Annotated in this window: 23 protein-coding genes and 2 pseudogenes; 22 read left to right on the top strand and 3 right to left on the bottom strand. The window is 64.2% G+C overall.

The features are described 5' to 3' along the window. Positions 1–2: 2 nt before the first annotated feature. From QZ196_RS13380 to QZ196_RS13355, 6 genes are read left to right on the top strand one after another with little or no spacing between them, the layout of a single operon-like run. Positions 3–218: a hypothetical protein gene (locus QZ196_RS13380; RefSeq protein WP_047994240.1), complete on the top strand. Its 216-nt coding sequence runs from the start codon at positions 3–5 to the stop codon at positions 216–218. A 3-nt stretch (positions 219–221) separates the two neighbouring features. Continuing rightward, positions 222–1745: a phage portal protein gene (locus QZ196_RS13375; protein WP_296427217.1), complete on the top strand. Its 1524-nt coding sequence runs from the start codon at positions 222–224 to the stop codon at positions 1743–1745. Between the two features lie 4 nt (positions 1746–1749). Beyond that, positions 1750–2844 carry a head maturation protease, ClpP-related gene (locus QZ196_RS13370; RefSeq protein ID WP_296427216.1) on the top strand — a complete coding sequence of 365 codons (1095 nt, stop codon included), beginning with the start codon at positions 1750–1752 and terminating at the stop codon, positions 2842–2844. A gap of 4 nt (positions 2845–2848) precedes the next feature. Further along, positions 2849–3214: a head decoration protein gene (locus QZ196_RS13365; RefSeq protein WP_296427215.1), complete on the top strand. Its 366-nt coding sequence runs from the start codon at positions 2849–2851 to the stop codon at positions 3212–3214. 24 nt (positions 3215–3238) lie between these two features. Continuing rightward, positions 3239–4252 carry a major capsid protein gene (locus QZ196_RS13360; RefSeq protein ID WP_159075181.1) on the top strand — a complete coding sequence of 338 codons (1014 nt, stop codon included), beginning with the start codon at positions 3239–3241 and terminating at the stop codon, positions 4250–4252. After that, the gene (locus QZ196_RS13355) at positions 4252–4563 is read left to right on the top strand and encodes a hypothetical protein (protein ID WP_296427211.1); all 312 of its coding nucleotides are present in this window, start codon (positions 4252–4254) and stop codon (positions 4561–4563) included. Before QZ196_RS13360 ends, QZ196_RS13355 begins: the two co-directional genes overlap by 1 nt. A 40-nt stretch (positions 4564–4603) precedes the next feature. Here the strand turns inward: QZ196_RS13355 and QZ196_RS13350 are convergent, their stop codons facing one another. Beyond that, the gene (locus QZ196_RS13350; protein WP_296427209.1) at positions 4604–4891 is read right to left on the bottom strand and encodes a hypothetical protein; all 288 of its coding nucleotides are present in this window, start codon (positions 4889–4891) and stop codon (positions 4604–4606) included. A 68-nt stretch (positions 4892–4959) separates the two neighbouring features. On the opposite strand from QZ196_RS13350, the gene QZ196_RS13345 reads away from it, so the two are divergent. From QZ196_RS13345 to QZ196_RS13335, 3 genes and pseudogenes are all read left to right on the top strand, one after another. Then, positions 4960–5589 carry a DUF6441 family protein gene (locus tag QZ196_RS13345; protein WP_296427207.1) on the top strand — a complete coding sequence of 210 codons (630 nt, stop codon included), beginning with the start codon at positions 4960–4962 and terminating at the stop codon, positions 5587–5589. A gap of 84 nt (positions 5590–5673) precedes the next feature. Continuing rightward, entirely contained in the window at positions 5674–6051 is a 378-nt protein-coding gene (locus QZ196_RS13340) for a hypothetical protein (RefSeq protein WP_296427205.1), read from the top strand. 38 nt (positions 6052–6089) lie between these two features. Further along, a pseudogene (locus tag QZ196_RS13335) lies at positions 6090–6508 on the top strand (acyl-CoA transferase). Between the two features lie 8 nt (positions 6509–6516). Here QZ196_RS13335 and QZ196_RS13330 read toward each other — a convergent pair. Further along, positions 6517–6867, bottom strand: coding sequence for a polymer-forming cytoskeletal protein (locus tag QZ196_RS13330; RefSeq protein ID WP_296427203.1), 351 nt, complete (start codon positions 6865–6867; stop codon positions 6517–6519). 68 nt (positions 6868–6935) lie between these two features. Here QZ196_RS13330 and QZ196_RS13325 point away from each other — a divergent pair, with 68 nt between their 5' ends. The 13 genes from QZ196_RS13325 (at position 6936) to QZ196_RS13265 (ending at position 19092) form a co-directional block, all read left to right on the top strand. After that, positions 6936–7874, top strand: a complete 939-nt coding sequence (locus QZ196_RS13325; RefSeq protein ID WP_296427201.1) for a phage tail tube protein — start codon at positions 6936–6938, stop codon at positions 7872–7874. Next, positions 7874–8311 (top strand): hypothetical protein, encoded by a 438-nt coding sequence (locus QZ196_RS13320; RefSeq protein WP_296427198.1) that lies wholly within the window; start codon positions 7874–7876, stop codon positions 8309–8311. The genes QZ196_RS13325 and QZ196_RS13320 overlap by 1 nt, the downstream gene beginning before the upstream one ends. A 98-nt stretch (positions 8312–8409) precedes the next feature. Next, positions 8410–8538 (top strand): hypothetical protein, encoded by a 129-nt coding sequence (locus QZ196_RS13315; RefSeq protein ID WP_296427197.1) that lies wholly within the window; start codon positions 8410–8412, stop codon positions 8536–8538. Beyond that, entirely contained in the window at positions 8531–11014 is a 2484-nt protein-coding gene (locus QZ196_RS13310; protein WP_296427196.1) for a phage tail tape measure protein, read from the top strand. Before QZ196_RS13315 ends, QZ196_RS13310 begins: the two co-directional genes overlap by 8 nt. Continuing rightward, positions 11007–12128 carry a hypothetical protein gene (locus QZ196_RS13305; protein ID WP_296427195.1) on the top strand — a complete coding sequence of 374 codons (1122 nt, stop codon included), beginning with the start codon at positions 11007–11009 and terminating at the stop codon, positions 12126–12128. Before QZ196_RS13310 ends, QZ196_RS13305 begins: the two co-directional genes overlap by 8 nt. Then, positions 12125–12973 carry a DUF2163 domain-containing protein gene (locus tag QZ196_RS13300; RefSeq protein ID WP_296427194.1) on the top strand — a complete coding sequence of 283 codons (849 nt, stop codon included), beginning with the start codon at positions 12125–12127 and terminating at the stop codon, positions 12971–12973. The genes QZ196_RS13305 and QZ196_RS13300 overlap by 4 nt, the downstream gene beginning before the upstream one ends. 20 nt (positions 12974–12993) lie before the next feature. Then, positions 12994–13242 carry a hypothetical protein gene (locus QZ196_RS13295; protein WP_107718988.1) on the top strand — a complete coding sequence of 83 codons (249 nt, stop codon included), beginning with the start codon at positions 12994–12996 and terminating at the stop codon, positions 13240–13242. After that, complete coding sequence (locus QZ196_RS13290) at positions 13239–13457, top strand: hypothetical protein (RefSeq protein ID WP_296427190.1); 219 nt, start codon at positions 13239–13241, stop codon at positions 13455–13457. Before QZ196_RS13295 ends, QZ196_RS13290 begins: the two co-directional genes overlap by 4 nt. A gap of 3 nt (positions 13458–13460) precedes the next feature. Then, a complete protein-coding gene (locus QZ196_RS13285) occupies positions 13461–16802 on the top strand; it encodes a phage tail protein (protein WP_296427188.1) in 3342 nt (1113 codons plus the stop codon). Continuing rightward, complete coding sequence (locus tag QZ196_RS13280; RefSeq protein ID WP_296427187.1) at positions 16799–17803, top strand: FscB; 1005 nt, start codon at positions 16799–16801, stop codon at positions 17801–17803. The genes QZ196_RS13285 and QZ196_RS13280 overlap by 4 nt, the downstream gene beginning before the upstream one ends. Positions 17804–17835: 32 nt before the next feature. Next, positions 17836–18090, top strand: coding sequence for a DUF6127 family protein (locus tag QZ196_RS13275; RefSeq protein WP_199908126.1), 255 nt, complete (start codon positions 17836–17838; stop codon positions 18088–18090). Positions 18091–18163: 73 nt separating this feature from the next. Next, positions 18164–18838, top strand: a complete 675-nt coding sequence (locus QZ196_RS13270) for a D-Ala-D-Ala carboxypeptidase family metallohydrolase (RefSeq protein WP_296427181.1) — start codon at positions 18164–18166, stop codon at positions 18836–18838. Continuing rightward, a complete protein-coding gene (locus tag QZ196_RS13265; protein ID WP_296427179.1) occupies positions 18835–19092 on the top strand; it encodes a hypothetical protein in 258 nt (85 codons plus the stop codon). Before QZ196_RS13270 ends, QZ196_RS13265 begins: the two co-directional genes overlap by 4 nt. An 88-nt stretch (positions 19093–19180) precedes the next feature. Here QZ196_RS13265 and QZ196_RS13260 read toward each other — a convergent pair. Beyond that, positions 19181–19378: pseudogene (locus tag QZ196_RS13260) on the bottom strand (IS256 family transposase); the annotation flags it as partial.

Below are 19378 nucleotides of genomic sequence, written 5' to 3'. Positions count from 1 at the left end.
TGATGTCTACGATTGCCGAGCTCCGTGCCCGCCGCGAGACCTTGGCTGTTCAGCGTTCCTCTGGCGTGGCGCGTGTCAGTTACGACGGAAAGACGGTGGACTATCGCAGCGTCGCGGAAATCGACCGGGCCATCGAGGCGCTTGACCGCGAGATCGCGGCTGCTGAAGGACGGCGGATCGTTCGGCAGGTGCGTGTGACGACGACGAAGGGTCTTTGATCCATGGGCCTGTTTGATCGTTTCCGTCGCCCATCCTCGGGCGGCCCGGCAGCCGTGTCAGCGCGCCTCGATGGCGCTATGGCGAAACGACGGCTTCGCGGCTGGAACCCGCCGCTAGAGAACATCAATTCGCTGGTCGCCTCGGGCGGCCCGCGTTTGCTGGCGCGGTCGCGGGAACTGGTCGTCACGAACGGCTATGCCGCCAATGCCTGCGAGGCATTTGCGTCGAACATGATCGGTGACGGGATCAAGCCGTCGTCGCTGATCGCCGATGCGGCGTTGCGTGACAATGTTCAGCGCCAATGGCTCGCCTGGACCGACGAGGCGGATGCCGACGGGTTGACTGATTTCTACGGCCTGCAGGCCATGGTCGCGCGGGAAATGTTTGTGGCGGGCGAATGCTTCGTGCGTCTGCGCCCCCGCCGCGCCGAGGACAGCCTGCTTGTGCCGCTGCAACTGCAGCTGCTGCAGTCGGAGATGCTGCCGTTCGAGAAGACCGAGGCGGCGGCAAATGGCAATCGCATCCGCTGCGGTATCGAGTTTGATGGCATTGGCCGCCGCGTGGCCTATCACTTCCGGCGTCGACATCCGGGAGACAGCACCGACCAAGGGGCTGTGATACCGGAAACGGTCCGCGTGCCAGCCGCCGATGTGCTGCACATCTACCGGCCCATTGACGCGGGCCAGATCCGGGGCTTGCCGCATGTGGCACCGGCCATGGTGCGGCTGTTTCTGCTGGATCAGTACGACGACGCCGAACTGGATCGGAAGAAAACCGCGGCGATGTTCGCAGGGTTCATCACCAAGACCGCGCCGGAAGACCCGATGATGGGTGAGGCCGAGGCCGATCTCAATGGCACCGCCATTGCGAGCCTCGAACCCGGCACGATGCAGGTGCTGCTGCCGGGCGAGGATGTGAAGTTCTCCAGTCCTGCAGATGTTGGGGGCGGCTATGAGGCGTTTCAATATCGGACGCTCTTGTCGGTATCAGCCTCACTGGGGCTGCCGTATCACCTCGTAACCGGGGATGTGCGCCAGGCGAACTATTCGAGCCTGCGGGCAGAGCTGGTCGAGTTCCGGCGACGCATTGGCCAGCTGCAGCATGGGGTGATGGCACATCAGTTGTGCCGTCCGATCTGGCGGCGCTGGCTTGAGACGGCTGTGCTGTCGGGGGCGCTGGATATCGGTGATCCCGCCGTCGCGCGACCGGTTCAATGGATCCCCCCGCGTTGGGACTGGGTCGATCCGCTGAAGGACATTCAGGCACAGGTGCTGGCGATGGAAGCGGGTATCACCTCGCGCCGCAAGGTGGTCGAGGCCACAGGATATGACGTCGAGGAAGTCGACCGAGAGAATGCGGCGGATGCCAGGCGTGTCGCTGATCTGGGGCTGAGCTACCGCGCGAGCCCCGGCGAAACGCAAGGTGCCCGCGCGACGCCTGCAGCGCGGCCGGATCCGGGTGATGGCACAGGCGGAGACACAGGCGACGGATCCGCCTCCACCGATCCCGCCACCGAACAGGAGTGATTTTATGACAAGCTGGTATGCGATCCGCGCCCGGGGAACGGGTGCGGAAGTGGCGATCTATGACGAGATCGGTGCCTTTGGGGTTTCGGCGAAGGGGTTCCTTGCCGAACTCGGCGCACTGCCCGACGGGACGCCGGTCGATCTGCGGCTGAACAGCCCGGGCGGGTCAGTCTTCGATGCGGTGGCGATCTACAATGCGCTGAAGCGGCACGCGGGCACGGTCACGGTCTGGATCGACGGTATTGCCGCCTCTGCCGCGTCCTATGTCGCGATGGCGGGTGACGAGATCGTCATGCCGGAAAACGCGTTCCTGATGATCCACGACCCGTCGGGGTTGGCAATGGGCACAGCGGGCGACATGCGCGCCATGGCCGAGGCGCTGGACAAGATCGCAGGCAGCCTCGTTCGGGGATATGCCGCCAAATCCGGCAAATCCGATGACGAGATCGCAGTGCTGATGGCGGCTGAGACCTGGTTCGATGCGGCCGACGCGGTGGCGGCGGGTTTCGCGGACCGGCTGGCGGACCCTGTCAGGATGGCCGCGCAGTTCGACATCGGTCGGTTCCGCAATGCGCCGCCCGACCTCGTCGAGGCCGTGGATGGCACAGACCAGGAGGATGTTCCGACCGATGCGGAGGGCGTTCCGGCCGAAGGCAATCCAGAGACAGGTATGAACACACACCCAGAGATCGACAGTATCGTGGACGGCGATGTCGAACCTGCTGACTGCACCGGTGAGGCGGGTAGCGACGATGCTCTTGTCGAGCCCGGGGGGCAAGTTGAGGCCGACGACATGCCCAGCCCTTCGGATCCGGTCCCGGCTCCGGGGGGCGCACCGCCCGATCCCGCCGCGATCCGCGCCGAGGCGATCAGCCATGCCCGCGCTGTCGTCGATCTTTGCCGCCTTGCGGGCCAACCACAGATGGCTGGGCGGTTCCTCGAACAGGACGCCAGTCTCGACGAGGTGCGCATGGCTCTTCTGGCGGCAAAAGCCGAGGCCGAGCCCGAAATCACTGCCCATCACCCGCAACCCGGCCGGAGCACGACAGCCCGTCCCTGGGGCGAGATCGTCGCCCGCACCTTCAAGCTGAAAGGATAACCACGTGACCACGCTCACCGAGACCACGCATCCCGGAGGCTTCCTCGTCTGGGAAGCCTTCCGCGACTACAACCGCGAAACCATCACCGTCGCCACAGGCACGCTCGATCCGGGCACCGTGCTGGGCAAGATCACCGCATCTGGCAAATACGCCGCCCATGATCCCGCCGCCGTCGACGGAACAGAAACCGCCGTGGCGGTGCTCTGGGGCAAGGCCGACGCGACAGGCGGCGATGTGCCAGCCGTTGCGCTGATCCGTGGCCCCGCCATCGTCAATCGCCACGATGTCGTTTTTGCGGGCACCCCCAGCGAGGGCGAGATCACCGCCGCCCATGCCGCGCTGCTGGCGGCTGGCATCCTCGTCCGCTGATCCACAATTACAGGAGGCATTCCCATGACCACCATGGATATCTTCGAAGGCGATGCCTTCACCATCATCGAACTCACCCGTGCTCTGGAAAACATCCCCTTCAAGCCCGCAATCCTGTCCGGCGCCAGCCTGTTCTCACCGCGCGGCGTGCGCTCGCGCACCGTCGTCATCGAGAGCCGGGACGGCACGCTTTCGCTGATCCCGTTCTCCGAACGCGGCTCGGCGGCCGAGCAACAGGTTCCCGAGCGTCGCGACATGCGCGCCTTTGTCTGCCGCCAGTTCAAGAAGCAGGACGTGCTCTGGGCGTCTGAAATTCAGGGCATCCGCGATTTCGGCTCGGAAAGTGCGACCCAGCAGGTGCAAAGCGAGGTCGCCCGCAAGCTTGGCCGTCTTCGCCAGGATGCGGAGGCGACGTTCGAATATCACCTGCTGAACGGCATTCAGGGCATTGTGAAGGATCCCAAGGACAGCGCCACGGTGATCAACTACTTCACCGAGTTCGCCATCACGCCCGCCACCGAGATCGACTTTGATCTCGACAACGCGACCCCGGGCTCTGGCGCGCTGCGCAAACGCTGTCAGGCGCTGATCGAGGATGTCGAGGACAGCATGGGTGGTCTTGCAGCCGGGGCCGTGCAGGTCCGCGCCGAATGCGGCTCCGCCTTCTTCGCCGATCTCATTGCCCACAAGGAGGTGCGCGAGACCTATCTCAACACCGCCGCTGCTGCCGATCTGCGCGGCCGGGTCGCCGACGAGGTCAGCTTTGGTGGCATCACCTTCCGTCGCTATCGAGGTGGGGCGGGCTTCGGTGTGCCGACCGACAAGGCCTTCTTCTATCCCGAAGGGGTGGAGGGCCTGTTCGAGATCTACCATGCCCCCGCCGATACCTTCGAGACGGTGAATACCCTCGGCCTGCCGCTTTACGCGCGCACGATCCCCGATAGGGACCGTGACGAATGGGTGCGGCTCGAGATCGAGAGCAATCCACTGCCGATCTGCACCCGGCCGCAGGTTCTGCGCTCAGCACGGCGGACGTAATGTCTGCCTTTGCGGCTTCCGTCGACTTGTTGTTCACCGACCCGAACATAGGGCGAGAGGCGGTCTACACCTCCGACGGCGGCGCGCCCATGCTGGTGCGCGTCGTCTCGCGGCAGGCTGATGCGATCACCGACTTCGGCGACGCACGGCTTTGGTCGGAAACCACCCGAGTCGACCTGCGCGTCGCGGAGGTTCCGACCCTGCGTCCGGGTGACCGCTTGGAAATCGATGGTGAAGCCTTTCTCATCCAGGGCGAGCCTGTTCGCGACCGTGAGCGGCTCGTCTGGACCGTGGACTTGCGGCTGTCGTAGGCTACTGGTGATCTGAAACGCTGACGGCCAGTGGATCAGTTCACTTGAACCGCTTCATCGCACTTTGGAACGAGTCTGAGATGCTGGCCCAAGCTGTTTGAAAACCCTTGCTCATATCGTCCCAAGCGGCGTCCGATGCCTGCTGCGCCTCCTTCATCTTCGCCTCGGCCTCATCGCGTTGCTTTCGCATTTCGGCAAGCTGCTTCTCGTATTCGATCTTCGCATCGGCCTGCGCTTCTTTGGCATTTGCCTGCATCTTGTCGATCTCTGCGTTCCACTTGTCGATATTCGCCTTGGCCTTCTCCACATACGCGTCACGATCAATCATCGTTTTCCTCCCGGTTCTGAAGTTGAAATGAGTGCACATAGTAACCTGAAAATGAGATCTTTGGAAATTTGAGGCTGAAACTCGACATCGACCCCGACATCGTGGCCATGATGGCGGCCGAGGTGGCGGCAGGTAAACGCGCGGTGACCGCCGCCATGCGAGAGGCCGGGACCAGGCTGAAGACTGACTGGCGCATGCAGATCTCCGGCGCGGGGCTCGGACGCCGGCTTGCCAACTCGATCCGCAACCAGAACTTCCCGAGGTCGGGTGAGAGCCTGGATGCGGCGGCGCTGGTCTGGTCCAAGGCCCCGGTCATTGTGGGGGCCCACGATACCGGCCCGCTGATCCGCTCGAAGGACGGGTTCTGGCTGGCAATTCCGTTGCCCGCTGCAGGGAAATCGACGCGCGGCGGCCGGATCACCCCCGGCGAATGGGAACGGCGGCGCGGGCTGCGCCTGCGGTTCGTCTATCGACGGACGGGCCCGAGCCTGCTGGTGGCAGAGGGGCGGCTCAACACCAAGGGTCAGGCCGTGGTGTCCCGTTCGAAGACCGGGCGCGGAAAAGTGACGGTGCCGATCTTCCTGCTTGTGCCGCAGGTGAAGCTGCCGAAACGGCTTAACCTCGACCACGATGTTGAGCGGGCGCTAGATAGCTTGCCAAGGCTGATCGTGGAGGGTTGGGTAGAAGGAAGGGCTTGATCAGGAGCAGGAAGCACTTTGCCGCTTGCCAAGTTTGAGAGGAACGCGTCTCTTCACCCAAGCAATTTCACAAGGAAACTCAAAGTGATGTTCACTGACGATCTAATCGAGCAAGCAAAAAAAGACGCAAAACTTTTTCAGCCTAATCACGAGCACAACGATTGCATTCGCATGGCTTACGAGTGGCTAGATGCTCAGCTGACAACGCAAGGAACGCGGGCCGCGGACTGGAAACACATTATTGAACGTTGGTGTGGTCGGTACATTACAGATTCAGATGTTGAAGTGGCTGCGTTCATGCACCCCAAGATCGAGGGGAAGTATCCGAAGTACAATATCGGAAAGCGCCTTACATTGCCTTCCACCAAGCGACTCGTTGGTATCGGCGAAGCCGGAAAACAAAATTCGATTATGCGAGTAGGTTCACCGAGTGCGTACAAAATTATTGAGGCAGATCGGTAGTCGATATTTCGGTCTCAAGGAACTGACAGAGACATAAGTTGCCCACCACTCGCGAAACCATCCTCACCGCGCTGCACGCGCGGCTCTCGACGCTGGCCGCCACCGCGTTGCGCGGTGAGGTGCTGCCCGAACGTGTCCCGGCTGAAGGCCTGCTGATCCTGCGCGACGGCGAACCGGGGGAGCCTGAGGTTACGCTGTCACCGCTGCGCTACCACTACCAACACCGCGCCGAGATCGAGGCTGTCGTTCAGGGCACAGATCGTGACGCCACTTTCGACACACTGACCACCAGCATTGGCGCAGCGCTCGCCGCCGACCGCACGCTGGGGGTCTTTGCGACTGGGTCGAGGCGGAAGCGCCGCGCCCGGTCGATCTGCCCGTCGAGGGCGCGGCCAGCCTGAAGGCGGCCGTCATTGCGGTTGTGCTGCACTATTCCACGGCCGACCAGCTGGCCTGATCATCCGGCTAGGTGGCTTTTGAATATGATTGGGATCTGCACTTTCCCTCAATCTGTGCTCCGCTCTCGATGCTCAGGCTCTCATAGGTGATTTCGCCGGTCACCCGCGCGCTTGTATGCAACCTGACCTTGCCACCCGTAACTTGGCCGTTGAAACGCCCCTTTATGTCGATGCTGGCTGCATGGATTTCGCCTTCGACTTCGCCTGCCTCCTCGATGACGATTGAGGACGCTTCCACACTCCCTTTCACATAACCGGGCAACTCGACGGTGCCGGGAAAATACAGCTCGCCCGTGATGCGCGAGCCTGAGCCGAGATGTGAGCGGCCACCGGCCTCCGAGTAGTTTTGATCCGCCATTCAATATCGCCCTTTTGAGTTCTGGCCCATCTCGGGCTCATCCACTTCAATATACAGGAGAATCCTTCATGGCACGAGCCCAAGGGGCGCGGGCGCAGATGGCGCTTGCGTTCGAGACAACCTATGGAACGCCCCCCGTGGGCGGTTTCACGAAGATGCCCTTCGCCAGCACATCGCTGGGGGCGGAGCAGTCGCTGCTGAACTCGGAGCTTCTGGGCTACGGTCGCGATCCGCTGGCGCCAATCAAGGATGCGGTGACAGCGGACGGCGATGTCGTGGTGCCGCTCGACGCCGAGGCGTTCGGGTTCTGGCTTAAGGCGGCCTTTGGCGACCCGATCACGACCGGCACCGGCCCCTGGACCCATGAGTTTCAGTCGGGGTCTTGGACTTTGCCCAGCATGTCCATTGAGACTGGCATGCCCGAAGTGCCGCGATTTGCGATGTATTCTGGATGCGTGCTCGACCAGATCAACTGGCAGATGCAGCGCTCTGGGCTGCTGACCGCAACGGCCCGGCTGGTGGCGCAGGGTGAGACGGTGGGCGCGACAACGAGTGCAGGAATGCCCGCTGCGCTGGAACTACAGCGCTTCGGCCATTTCAACGGGGCGATCACCCGCAACGGCACCGCGCTCGGCAATGTGGTCTCGGCCGACATCACCTACGCCAACAACCTCGACCGGATCGAGACCATCCGCTCGGACGGACGGATCGATGGGGCCGACCCCTCCATCGCCGCGCTGACCGGCTCCATCGAGGTGCGGTTCGCTGATCAGACGCTGGTGACGCAGGCGATCAACGGCGACCCCTGCGAGCTCGAGTTCGCCTACGTCCTGCCCTCTGGCGAGAGCTTCACCTTCACTGTGCACGCCGTCTATCTGCCGCGCCCACGGATCGAGATTTCCGGTCCGCAGGGCGTGCAGGCGACCTTCGACTGGCAGGCCGCGCGCGACAGTCTGGTCGGGCGGATGTGTACCGCCACCCTGATCAACGACCTCGAGGTATACTGATGCTGACGCTTGATCTGACGAACCAGCCGCGCTGGCATGATCTCGCGCCGGGCGTCCGGCTGCAGCTGCGCCCGTTGACCACGGCGCTGATGGTTGCAACGCGCAGCGATACCGCTGTGGAAGCGGTCCCCGAGGAGGCGTCTGACGAGGAACGCGCCGTCGCCTTCGCCAAGGCGCTGGCGCGGCGTGCGGTGTTCGCCTGGGAGGGCATCGGTGACGCGGACGGCAATCCAATCGACCCGAGCCCGGACGCCATCGACGCGCTTCTCGACATATGGCCGATCTTCGAGGCTTTCCAGCTGACCTATGTGTCCAAGGGCCTTCTGTTGGAACAGGAAAAAAACGTCTCCGCGCCCTTGCCGACTGGTCCTTCGGCGGGGGCGATCGTTACTGCCAAGCCTGCACGCAAACCTGCCAAGACTGCCCGGCGCGGCTGAACCTACCCACCACCTTTGAAGGCTCGCAGGTCTGGGACCTGGTCGGTCGCCTCGGCGGCCAACTGCGTGTCCTGCCCGGTGCGGTGATCGGTTGGGACATGTCGGCAGCACTGGCACTCGGTGATGCGCTTGGCGTGCCACCTGCCGCAGCAGCTGAACTGCTGCCCGTCATCGAAGCGGTGATGGTCGCCAAAATCAACGAACAGATGGATCATTCCCATGGCTGAGAAGAGGGTCAGCGTCCGCCTCGCGGCCGTGGGCGGACGGCAGCTGCGCGCCGAGCTGGAAGGTGTCGGCGAAGCCGGGGCGCGCGGGTTTGGGCGGCTCAGCCGGGAGATGGAAGCGGCCAACGCCCGGCTTGCGGCGTTCTCCCGCCGGGTCCGAATTGCCGCTGCAGCCGCAGTGGCCGCCGCTGCGGCTGCGGGCGTGGCCATGGTCCGTTCTGGACTGCAAACGGTGGATGCGCAGGCCAAGCTGGCCCAATCATTGGGCACGACGGTGGCCTCGATCCAGACGCTGGAACGTGCTGGTGAACTGGCCGGTGTCTCCATGTCCGGCATCGAACAGGCGACAAAGGATCTGACGCGCCGTCTCAGCCAGGCGGCTGCCGGGAGTGGCCCCGCCGCCGACGCGCTGGAGCGGCTTGGACTATCTGCAACCGACCTGATTGCCCTTCCGCTGGATCAGCGCGTCGGGGCGATCAACGCGGCCATCGAGGAGTTTGTGCCGGTTGCTGAGCGCGCTGCTGTCGCCGGTCAGCTTTTCGGCGAAGAAGGCTCCATCGCGATGTCGCGGATCGATACCGCGACGCTCCGCCAGGCGACCGAGGATGTTCTGGCATTTGGTGTTGTCGTTTCCGAGCAGGACGCCGACCAGATCGAGCGGACAAACGACGCGATCTCCCGACTTGGGCTTGTCTGGCGCGGGCTGTCGAACCAGCTGACGGTTGCCGCAGCCCCAGCGCTCGAAGCGGTGGCGAATGCCATGGCGTCCGTGGCCAGTCGCACCGGGCCGCTGGGGTTTGCGATCCGGGGTCTCTTCGACAACATCGGCCGTCTGACCACTTACGCCGCTACGTTCGCGGCCCTCCTGGCGGGGCGCTGGGTGGCAGGAATGGTAGCTGCGGCGATTTCCGTACGCGGCCTTGCAACCGCACTTGTCGTGATGCGTGGCGCATTGATCCGCACCGGGATCGGGGCGCTGATCGTCGGCGCAGGCGAGTTGATTTACCAATTCGGCCAGCTTGTCTCCGGCGCTGGCGGCTTCGGAAACGCAATGGCACTGCTGGGCAATCTCGTGAGCGAGGTCTGGGAGCGGATCAAGATGGGGGCTGGCAGCTTCGCAGCCTCTGCGATGGCGGCTTTTGCGGACGTGCAGGCGGCCTCCGCCACCGCGATGCAAGGCGCGCTCGAGGGGGTCGTCGGTTTTGCCAATGCGGCCGTGAACAGTTTTGAGGGGGCTTTCGAGGCGATCAAAGCGGTCTGGGGGCTTTTGCCTGCCGCTATAGGTGATCTCGCGTTTCAGGCGGCAAACAGCCTGATTGAAGGCGTCGAGGCGATGCTGAACGGCGTCGTCTCCCGGATCAATGGCTTCATTGGCGGCGTGAACGCCGGGCTCGAGGCGCTCGGCGTGGAGCGGCGGATCGGCCTTATTGCCGATCTCGATCTGGGGCAGCTCGAGAACCGTTTTGCAGGCGCTGCGACCCAAGCGGCCAACGCAGCGCAGGATGCTTTTGCAGGTGCGTTTGCGGACAACCCGCTGGCCGTTCCGGATCTCGGACTTACTGGGGCCGCCAGTGATGCCACCGCCTCAGCCGAGGCCTGGAGGCAGACTGCGGCCACTCTCGCAGACGGTGCCCTGCAGCCGCTCGAAGCGATGGAGGCTTTGCGCACGGCGATGCGTACTGCCGGAACCGAGGCAGAGACGTCCCTGGACGGGGCGACACTGTCTGCGGATCGCCTCAACGCGGCCTTGGCCGAAGACGAGGCTGGCGGACCTGCCGCCGCGCTCGATGAAACAGCGGCCGCCGCTGGCCGTGCCGGAGGGGCGCTGCAAAGCGCCGCCGATGTTGCGCGCCAGTCCTGGGACGCTGCGCGGGCAGCTGTTGAGCGCACTCAAGAAATCGCCCGAGGGTTGGCCGATGACATCACCGGGCCGATCAAGGACGCGCTGAAGTCGGGCGAACTCAGCTGGCAAACCTTCGCGAGCGCAATATCCGGGATCGCCCAAAACCTTGCCAACAGGCTGATCGATACCGCCTTCAAGCCGATCGAGGACGCACTTTTCCGGGCTCTGTCCGGATCAGGCGGCGGCGGTGGCGGTCTCTTTGGCTGGCTGACCAGCGCGCTCGGAGGTCTGTTCGGCATGGGCGGCACCTTCGCGCGGGGCGGTGCCTTTGGGCAGGCGGGCGAGATCACAGCCTTTGCCAACGGTGGCGTGGTTTCGCGCCCGACCGTGTTTCCCTTTGCGCGCGGGATCGGGCTCATGGGCGAGGCTGGTCCGGAAGCCATCCTGCCGCTGCGCCGAGGCCGCGGTGGTCGGCTCGGGGTTGAGACGATCGGCGATGGTCAGGCTACGCAATCTGCGACACGCATCGTCAACGTGCTCGATCCCTCCATTGTCGGCGATTATCTCGCAACACCTGCGGGCGAGCGGCTGATCGTCAACGTGATCCGGCGCAACCGGGGAGGCCTCGATGCCTGACCTCTGGCCTTTCCCTGTGCGCCAGCCGGTGACTGAAGTGCTTGAATGGAACACCGACACTCTGATCACCGAGGCGGCGGAACAGCGGATCGCGCTGCGGACGGTGCCGCGGTCGATCTTGAGCTTTATGCATCTTCTTGATGCGACAGACCTCGCACGTGCCGCCGAGTTTGCCCGGGCCGGATCGGTCAATACATGGACGGTCCCGCTCTGGCATCTTGCGCGCCCGGCGGCCTCGGCCGTGAATGCTGCCGACCTCACTGTGTTTGTCGACACCAGCGAGGAAGCGTTCGCAGCAACGGGACAGGCCGTCATCGCGGCCGATGGCGGTGAGGCCTATCTCGTCGAGGTCGGCGCGGTCCTGCCGGACCGGCTGGAGCTGGCCGCGCCTGCGGGCGTGAGCCTTGTACATCCGATTGTGGCCCCGTTGGGCATCGGGTCCCTGACGCAGCCCCTCGAGATCGACCGGCGCCGCCAGGGGCTGGGAACGGTCACGGCGACCTTCACGCTGCAGGATGCGACGGATATGTCGGCGAGCAGCTACCCGGCCCATCTTGGTCTGGACGTGCTGACCGATCCGGCCGTGATGCGCCAGCCGCTTGCCGAGAGCATCGCGCAATCCGTCGAATACATCGACAACGGCTTTGGTCCCATCGTGATCGAACCGGTGCTGACCCATGTCCAGCGGCGATCGACGATCACGCTGGTCGATCGAGGCTCGGCCCGCTGGACGCGCCGCCGCTGGCTGCATGGGTTGCGTGGCCGCCAACGTGCCTTCTGGCTCCCGACCTGGGGTCGGGAACTAGTCCAGCAGGCGCCGGTCTCATCCTCCGCCACTTCTGTCGTCGTAGCGGCCACCGCCGATCCCGGCGTCTGGATCGGACGGCATGTGATGTTCGATCTCGCCTCCGGCCCTGTGTTCTTCGAGATCACCAACGCCGTCTATGACGCGCTTGGAATCAGGCTGACCATCGCAGCGCCGGGCAAGAGCATTCCCGTCACAACGCCCATTCATCTGCTCACGAAGGTGCGGCTCGATACCGACCGGATCGAACTGGAACACTTCGGCAATCGCTCCGAGTTCGCGGCTAGCCTGATCGAGATACCCGGATGACCTATGATTTTGCCGAGACCTCGACCGCCGAAGGGCGGCCGTATTTCCTGTATCTGTTTGCGGAAGGCGATCATGTCTGGCGTTTCACCAGCCGGGCAGCGGCCTGGACCTCGCCTGCTGGGGCCATCGCTGATGAAGCCGAGGATCTGATCTGGGACCCTTCAGCGGTCAGCCACGGCTCCATCGTTCAGAGCAGTGATCCCCGCCGGGTCGACCTCAGCGTCACCTTTCCGCTCTCCGATCCCTTCGCGCGCCGTTATCTCGGGCCTCGCGGCCGGGCGGTCACGACGCTCACCATCTTCCGGGGGCATGAACAGGTGCCAACCGAGGTGGTCGCGCATTGGAAGGGCCGGGTCGTCTCGGCCCGGGTCGAGGGGCGGCGCATCACCCTTCGCTGTGAATCTCTGTTCACATCCATGCGTCGCGAAGGCGTGCGCGCGAAGTACCAGCGCCTTTGCCGTCATGCGCTCTATTCCCGGGGCTGCCGCCTCGACATTGAGAGTTTTTTCGTCGGGGGCACAGCGAGCGCGCATCAGGGCCTCACGATCACCGTCCCGGAGGTCGCGTTGCTGCCAAACGGCTGGTTCCGGGGCGGTGTGCTGCGCCACGCGGGCCTTCTGGGTTTCATCACCGGGCATGCGGGAGATGCACTGACGCTTTCCGGCCGCATGCCCGATCTGGAGGCGGCCATTGATGATCCCGAAGCCCTGGCGTTCGTCGAGATCGCCCCCGGCTGTGATCTACGGCGCGACACCTGCAAGGCCAAGTTCGGCAATCTCCTGAACTTCGGCGGCTTTCCCGACATTCCCGGCCGCAACCCGTTTGGCGGCACCAGCATCGTCTGACCCAAATCTGAGAACCCATCATGGTCTGGAACTTCGTCGTCCAGATCGTCGCCAGCCTCGTGCTGACGGCGATCTCCTATGCGCTGTCGCCCAAGCCGAAGGTCGAGGCCCCGAAGGCGGCAGGGCTTGATGATTTTGACCTGCCGACGGCCGAGGAAGGCCGTCCGATCCCTGTGGTCTTCGGCACCATGTTGCTGCGTGGCCCGAATGTCGTCTGGGCCGGGGATCTCAAGGTCGATCCGATCCGCAAGAAAGGCGGCAAGAAATGAGCGAGGATCTGATTGTCACCGTGCAGGACCTGCGCGCCTCCCGTCTCTGCTTTCAGGGTGCGCGGCCGTGGTTCCGCCGCCATGGCCTCGACTGGCAGGCCTTCCTCACAGACGGCCTGCCTGCCGAAGTGCTGGCTGCCACCGACGACGCGCTGGCATTCCGTGTGATCGCGGAGGCAGAGAAGCGCGCCGCGCGCACCGCGAGCGAGACCTGAGCCATGGGTGGCCGTTCAAAGTCGCAAACCGTCGGCTACCGCTATTCGCTTGGGGCGCATCTGGCGCTCTGTCACGGACCTGTGGACGCGATCCGCGAGATCCGTGTCGATGACCGCACCGCCTGGTCGATTGGAACGGGTCAGAGCACATCGCAAGGAACTGGTGTTGGCGCGTTGGCAAGCTACGGCACCGTCACTGGCATGTCCGCCACCGCCGCAGCAGAGGGCGACAGCGTGGCCGAGGTCCGGTTTTCGGGTACGCTCAGCGGCATTCGGCTTGGCCAGAGCTATGACCTGCAGCTCCTGACGGACAACACAACTCGCACTGTGACCGTGCAGGCCGTGAGCTATGCTGTGGGCACTGGCATTACCACCTGGCTCGTCGAGCCCGCCGCCACGGCCTTCGCGGCTCAATCGGTGGCGGCGTCGGATGCGGTCAGTGTGCCCAGCCTGAACGGCGGCGCTGCGGGCGGGCGCATTCGGATCAACAAGCCCGATCTCTTTGGCGGCGAAAAACGCGAAGGCGGCATCGTTGGCGACATCGACGTGCTGATGGGCGCGCCGAGTCAGGCACAGAACGACTATCTCGCCGCCAATGCCGGAGCCGACGTGCCGGGCTATCGCGGGATCTGTTCTCTTGTGATGCGGCAGGTGTTCCTCGGCCTCAACCCCTATCTCAAGCCATGGTCGGTCCGCTTGACCCGGATTCTACAGGCGGAGGATGGCAATCCGCAATGGTATCCTGAAAAGGCACAGATCGTGCCCGAAGTGCGGATCGGGGATGCCGCGATCTACATCGCCATGGATGCCTCGGGCTCGATGTCGGGCTCGCGCATGGCGGCGCAAATCGCTGCTGTCTCGCGTCTGGTCGAAGAGATCGGCGAGAATGCCCTGGAGCCCAACGACGTCCAGATCGTCACCTGGAACTCCACCGTTTCCGGCACGATTCTGCGGCGGGACGCTGATGCCACCGCATATGGCGAGCTCAAGGACTGGGTCGATGCGCTTTCAAGCTCCGTCAGCGGCGGCACGGATTTCGGGATCGCGGTCAGCCAGGCGGGGGCGTTTTTCAACGGATCGGGCGGTAAACGTCGGATCCTGATCTTCGTCACCGACGGCGAACCGAGCCCGGCCTCGACCCTGCAGACGGCCATTGCAACGCTCGCAGGCATCTCGGAGGTCGATGTCTTCGCCTTCAACATCGCGCTGTCGGACACCAGCGCCACCGCCCAGATCGACAACACGCCTGTCGATGGCGTGCCCGTCGTGCCGCCTGGTGATCCTGATGCGCTAGTGGCGTCGCTTCGGGCGGCCTTCGGGCAAGGCCCTGACATGAACCCGGCCCATATCATCCGGGAAAGTCTGACCAACGGAGACTGGGGCCTCGGGCACACGTTCTCTGACATCGGCCCCAGTTTCGCCAACGCCGCGGACGCGCTCTTCTCCGAGGGCTTCGGGTTGTCGCTGCTTTGGCAGCGGGAATCGACGATCGAGGACTTCATTGCCGACGTGCTGAAGCACATCGACGCCTATCTCTATGTGGATCGTCGCTCTGGCCGCTGGGAGTTGCGCCTGATCCGCGCGGACTACGATGCCGAAACGCTGCCGGTCTTCGACGAGACCAATGTCGTCGACTGGGGCGAGCTTGGCCGTCGCGAGGCCGCTGATCTCGTCAACAGCGTCACGGCGAAGTTCTCTGACGCACGCACCGACCAGACCGGATCGGTCAGCGTGACGGACACGGCTCTTGTCCAAGACCTCGGTCAGGTCGTCAGCGCCACGGTCGATTATCCAGGCGTGCGCTTCGAGTCCCTTGCGGTGCGGGTCGCGGAACGCGATCTGCGTGCGCTGTCGGCACCGATCCTGTCGGGCGAGATCACCGTTTCCCGTGTCGGTGCCAATCTCGATCCGGGCGACGTGATCGCGTTGTCAAACCCAAGGCGAGGGCTCGAGGGCGTTGTGGTCCGGATCGTCGAGATCGACCATGGGGACGGGCGCGCCAATGGCGTGCGCCTCAGGATCGCCGAGGACGTTTTTGCGCTTGGCGAGACCGCCCTTGTCGGTGGCGAAAGCGGCGATCCCGGCAGCCTGATCCTGCCGCCCAAGCCACTGACGCGCCTTTGGGTGGCGGAAGCGCCATACTGGTTGCTGGTCCAGGAGTTGGGGCATGCGCAGGCCGACGCACTCCTTGATGAGGATCCGGGTGTGGGCGCGATCATCGCGGCCGGGGAACGTCCCTCGGCCGATGCGCTCTCGGCGCAGGTCTGGAGCGACAGCGGCGCAGGGTACACGCTGGAAGAGGCGGTTGAGTTCGTGCCGACCGCTCTGCTTGTGTCGGACATCAGTGACGATCCAGACGAGCGCGTCCTCGATGTGGCCAGCTGGACCGGGCTCGGGAATGTGGCTATCGGCACGCTGGCCGTAATCGGCGATGAGCTGGTCCGGATCGACGGGGTGAGTGCGACAGCGCTGACCGTCGGGCGCGGGTGTCTCGATACGGTGCCGCAAGCCCATACCGCAGGCACGCCAGTCATCTGCTGGCAGCAGCTGGCGAATGCGTCGGAGGCGGGGTTTGTAGCCGGAGAGACGGTCACGATCAAGATGCTGCCCGAGACCGGCTTCGGGACGCTGCCGCTGGCACAGGCACCCGAAGATGCCGTGACGCTGGCCAGCCGTGCCATCCGTCCGCTGCCACCCGGGGATCTGCGTGGCAACGGTGTCTCGGTCGTAAACCCGAACGTGCTGAACCTCGGGCCGGTCCTTCTGACCTGGTCCCATCGCGACAGGCTTACCCAGACCAGTAGCGTGTTCGATGCCTATGACGCAGGCGATATCGGGCCGGAACCCGGCGTTACCTACGCCGTCGAGATCCGCTGGGTCGATCCCGATACCGACGCAACCATCGAGCCACCAGCCGCAGTGATCGACGTGGGCGCCGCCAATAGCGTCACGCTGACCAAGGAGGACGTGCCGATCCTTGACGCTCCCACCGGCACCAAGCATTTCGAAGTCCAGGTGCAGGCGCGCCGCACGGCTGGAACGATCACCTACGAGGCCTGGCAGGCGCGCTCGATCCGGCTGTTCATGCCGGACGGTATCAAGGTCGCCGAGGCCTCCGTCTGGACCGAGATCGGGGCCGACGCGCGTCTGACGGTCGCCGACACAGTGATCTTCCTTGATCGCGGCGGGGCGGTACAGCTGACCATCGCAGAGGCGGTCCTCTGGATCGGCTTTGGTAGTGACGCGCGCCTCACCATCCCGGACATCGATATCTTCAACGAATGGGGCGGTCAGTCCCGCCTCACGGCCGCCGAGGCCGCTCTCTACATCGAGGTACTTCCATGAGCCACATTCTCCATCTTGGACACCAGGTCACCGACCTTGCGGGCATCGAGGGCCGCATCAGCGCCGACGCTGCCGGTTTTGATGCTGATCTCGACGTCAACTGCATCAAGATCACGACCACCGAAACCGCCTCTGTCCCGTTCTCGGCATCCTGGGGTCCGCCGACGGGGGATGTCTGGCTCGGGTTCCGCTACCGGGCTCCCGCGAACACCGCGAGTTTCATCGGCACGGATGGCAGCTTCCTCGAGTTCTATGACGATAGCAGCAGCCTCATCGCCAGTGTCCGCACCGAACGCGACGACGAGAAGTACCATGCAATGGCCTATGGGGACACGACGCAGGAGGGCGCGTCCTCCTTCAGCGCGGCCGATGGTCAGCCGTATTGGGTCGATGTCCGAATCTCGGTTGGTGCCGACATCACCATCGATTTTTACGTCGACGGCGTGCTTCAGAGCAGCGCCACCGCGCCGAACGCCGGCGGCAAGGGCAAGCCGGTGAAGTGCATCTGGAAGAACTTCGGGCTCCACGACTATTACACAAACACGACCTGCTACTACGCGCATATCGCGGTGCTCGACGGCGTCTCGAGCATCGGGCGGCGGTTTGCGCGGCGAACGCCTGATCTGGTCGCGACCTATGACGCGTTTTCGGGCGGGGTCGATGCGGTGAAGGACGGCGACATTGCCACGCGCGCGGCGAGCGACATTGCCGGTCAGCGCATGTCGTTTTCGCTGGCGGGGCCAACGGGGCCTGCCGGGGCCTCGGCCATCGCGGGCGTGCATGTGAAGCAGCTCGCTCAGCTCGCTCAGCTCGGGACAGCAGGACCAACCGGTATTGCGGGGTTCCTGCGGATCGGCGGGGTCGACTATGATGCGTCGCCCGATACGCCGTCGCCCGATTTGGCCAGTCCGGTCTATTCGACCTGGGACGTGAACCCGGCCGACAGCACGCCATGGACCACGGCTGCGTTGCCGACGGAAGCCGGGATTGTCTCGTCATGACGCCACCTCGCGCCAATCAGGGCGACATGCGCATGTCCGAGATCGAATTCCAGGCGATGCTGACGCGTGCTGCTGAAGCGGGTGCCAAACGGGCGCTGGCCGACGCCGGGATCGATGGCAAGGACGCCGCCCTCGATATTCGTGATCTCCGCTCACTGCTCGACTGCATCCGTTTCGTGCGGCGAACGGCCGTTCAGACAGCTGTTCATCTGATCACCACTGGCGTGATGCTGGCGCTCCTCGCCGGGATCGCCCTGAAGTTGAAGATCTTCGGTGGCGGTCCGTAATTGCGCGCCGAAACAACACTCTCACCCACCCGAACCCGCCCATGTGGCGGGTTTTTCGTTTCTGGAGGACACCATGACCACGACCTTCTACGAGCATTGGCAAGACGTGCCGGACGACACCTGGCATTGGCCGGATTTCTCACCCGCCGAAATTGCCTGCCGGGGCACTGGCAAGCTGCTGATCAACGAACCCGCGCTGGACAAGCTGCAGGCGCTGCGCGACCGGCTGGGCAAGCCGCTGATCGTGCGGTCCGCATATCGTAGCCCGGAGCACAATAGCGCCGTCGGCGGCGCGACGCGGTCCAAGCACATGGATGGAACGGCGTTCGACATCGCCATGTCAAACCATGATCCCGTCGCCTTCGAAGCGGCTGCGCGTGCTGTCGGCTTCCTTGGGTTCGGCTTCTATCCGCGCTCGGGTTTCATGCATGTCGACCTTGGGCCCGCCCGCCAGTGGGGCGAGCGCTTCCCGGTCCGCGCGACAGCTTTTGCCGCGGAAACCCAGCCAGCGCGCGAAGTTCTGGCTCAGAGCCGCACCATGAAGGGCGGTGGGGCCGCAGGTGTCGCGACACTGGGCGCGGCGGGTGTCGAGGTCGCGCAGAATGTCTTGGCTGACACGCAGGCCGCTGTTCTCCCACTGGTGCCACATCTCGACACACTCCGCTGGGTATTCATCGCCTTGGCACTCGCGGGCATTGCGGTCACGATCTATGCGCGCCTCGATGATTGGAAGCAGGGGCAGCGATGATCGCAACCTTGCTCAACGGGTTCGCCGCCACCCCATGGGCGAGGGCCGCGCTGCGCTATGGGACCATCGCCCTCGCCATCGTCCTGTTCCTGCTATCGATCCGCCGTGCCGGGGAGCGCATCGGCCGGATTGCTGAACGTCTCGAATCCACGGAGAAGGCCAATGAAATCCAACGACGGATGCTGGAGGCGGCGGCTCGCCGTCCTCGTGATCGTGATGAGCTGGTTGACCGGCTGCGCGACGGCGGGTTTTGAAACGAACGGCGTGACAGCATGTCCGCCGGTCGTGGAATACAGTCGGGGGTTTCAGGGAGCTATGCTTGAATTTGGGTGACGCGCATCATCAGGCGGCGCGGTTTTCGGTATCGTTTGTGTGTTCGATACCGTCTGTGAACTTGATTCCTTCGATAACCTTTGGCAACTGATTTCTGCCCTTGAGGCGCAGCCATTTCTTTGATGCGGCCTGAATGAGGGTGAAGACCATCAGTTTTGCGGTCTTTTGTGACAGCGCCCCTTTGGTCCTCACCGTTCGGTGCCGAAC

Origin of the sequence: Yoonia sp. (assembly GCF_017854565.1) — a bacterium.
Classification (GTDB): Bacteria; Pseudomonadota; Alphaproteobacteria; order Rhodobacterales; family Rhodobacteraceae; genus Yoonia.
This window is presented reverse-complemented; position numbering and strand designations above follow the sequence as displayed.

What these genes read in the sequence shown, in the direction of transcription:
- QZ196_RS13375 (WP_296427217.1), top strand. Translation starts at nt 222, where the DNA reads ATGGGCCTGTTTGATCGTTTCCGTCGCCCATCCTCGGGCGGCCCGGCA.
- QZ196_RS13370 (WP_296427216.1), top strand. Translation starts at nt 1,750, where the DNA reads ATGACAAGCTGGTATGCGATCCGCGCCCGGGGAACGGGTGCGGAAGTG.
- QZ196_RS13380 (WP_047994240.1), top strand. Translation starts at nt 3, where the DNA reads ATGTCTACGATTGCCGAGCTCCGTGCCCGCCGCGAGACCTTGGCTGTT.
- QZ196_RS13320 (WP_296427198.1), top strand. Translation starts at nt 7,874, where the DNA reads ATGCTGACGCTTGATCTGACGAACCAGCCGCGCTGGCATGATCTCGCG.
- QZ196_RS13300 (WP_296427194.1), top strand. Translation starts at nt 12,125, where the DNA reads ATGACCTATGATTTTGCCGAGACCTCGACCGCCGAAGGGCGGCCGTAT.
- QZ196_RS13290 (WP_296427190.1), top strand. Translation starts at nt 13,239, where the DNA reads ATGAGCGAGGATCTGATTGTCACCGTGCAGGACCTGCGCGCCTCCCGT.
- QZ196_RS13270 (WP_296427181.1), top strand. Translation starts at nt 18,164, where the DNA reads ATGACCACGACCTTCTACGAGCATTGGCAAGACGTGCCGGACGACACC.
- QZ196_RS13280 (WP_296427187.1), top strand. Translation starts at nt 16,799, where the DNA reads ATGAGCCACATTCTCCATCTTGGACACCAGGTCACCGACCTTGCGGGC.
- QZ196_RS13265 (WP_296427179.1), top strand. Translation starts at nt 18,835, where the DNA reads ATGATCGCAACCTTGCTCAACGGGTTCGCCGCCACCCCATGGGCGAGG.
- QZ196_RS13350 (WP_296427209.1), bottom strand. Translation starts at nt 4,891, where the DNA reads ATGATTGATCGTGACGCGTATGTGGAGAAGGCCAAGGCGAATATCGAC.
- QZ196_RS13330 (WP_296427203.1), bottom strand. Translation starts at nt 6,867, where the DNA reads ATGGCGGATCAAAACTACTCGGAGGCCGGTGGCCGCTCACATCTCGGC.
- QZ196_RS13310 (WP_296427196.1), top strand. Translation starts at nt 8,531, where the DNA reads ATGGCTGAGAAGAGGGTCAGCGTCCGCCTCGCGGCCGTGGGCGGACGG.
- QZ196_RS13305 (WP_296427195.1), top strand. Translation starts at nt 11,007, where the DNA reads ATGCCTGACCTCTGGCCTTTCCCTGTGCGCCAGCCGGTGACTGAAGTG.
- QZ196_RS13315 (WP_296427197.1), top strand. Translation starts at nt 8,410, where the DNA reads ATGTCGGCAGCACTGGCACTCGGTGATGCGCTTGGCGTGCCACCTGCC.
- QZ196_RS13295 (WP_107718988.1), top strand. Translation starts at nt 12,994, where the DNA reads ATGGTCTGGAACTTCGTCGTCCAGATCGTCGCCAGCCTCGTGCTGACG.
- QZ196_RS13285 (WP_296427188.1), top strand. Translation starts at nt 13,461, where the DNA reads ATGGGTGGCCGTTCAAAGTCGCAAACCGTCGGCTACCGCTATTCGCTT.
- QZ196_RS13325 (WP_296427201.1), top strand. Translation starts at nt 6,936, where the DNA reads ATGGCACGAGCCCAAGGGGCGCGGGCGCAGATGGCGCTTGCGTTCGAG.
- QZ196_RS13275 (WP_199908126.1), top strand. Translation starts at nt 17,836, where the DNA reads ATGTCCGAGATCGAATTCCAGGCGATGCTGACGCGTGCTGCTGAAGCG.
- QZ196_RS13355 (WP_296427211.1), top strand. Translation starts at nt 4,252, where the DNA reads ATGTCTGCCTTTGCGGCTTCCGTCGACTTGTTGTTCACCGACCCGAAC.
- QZ196_RS13360 (WP_159075181.1), top strand. Translation starts at nt 3,239, where the DNA reads ATGACCACCATGGATATCTTCGAAGGCGATGCCTTCACCATCATCGAA.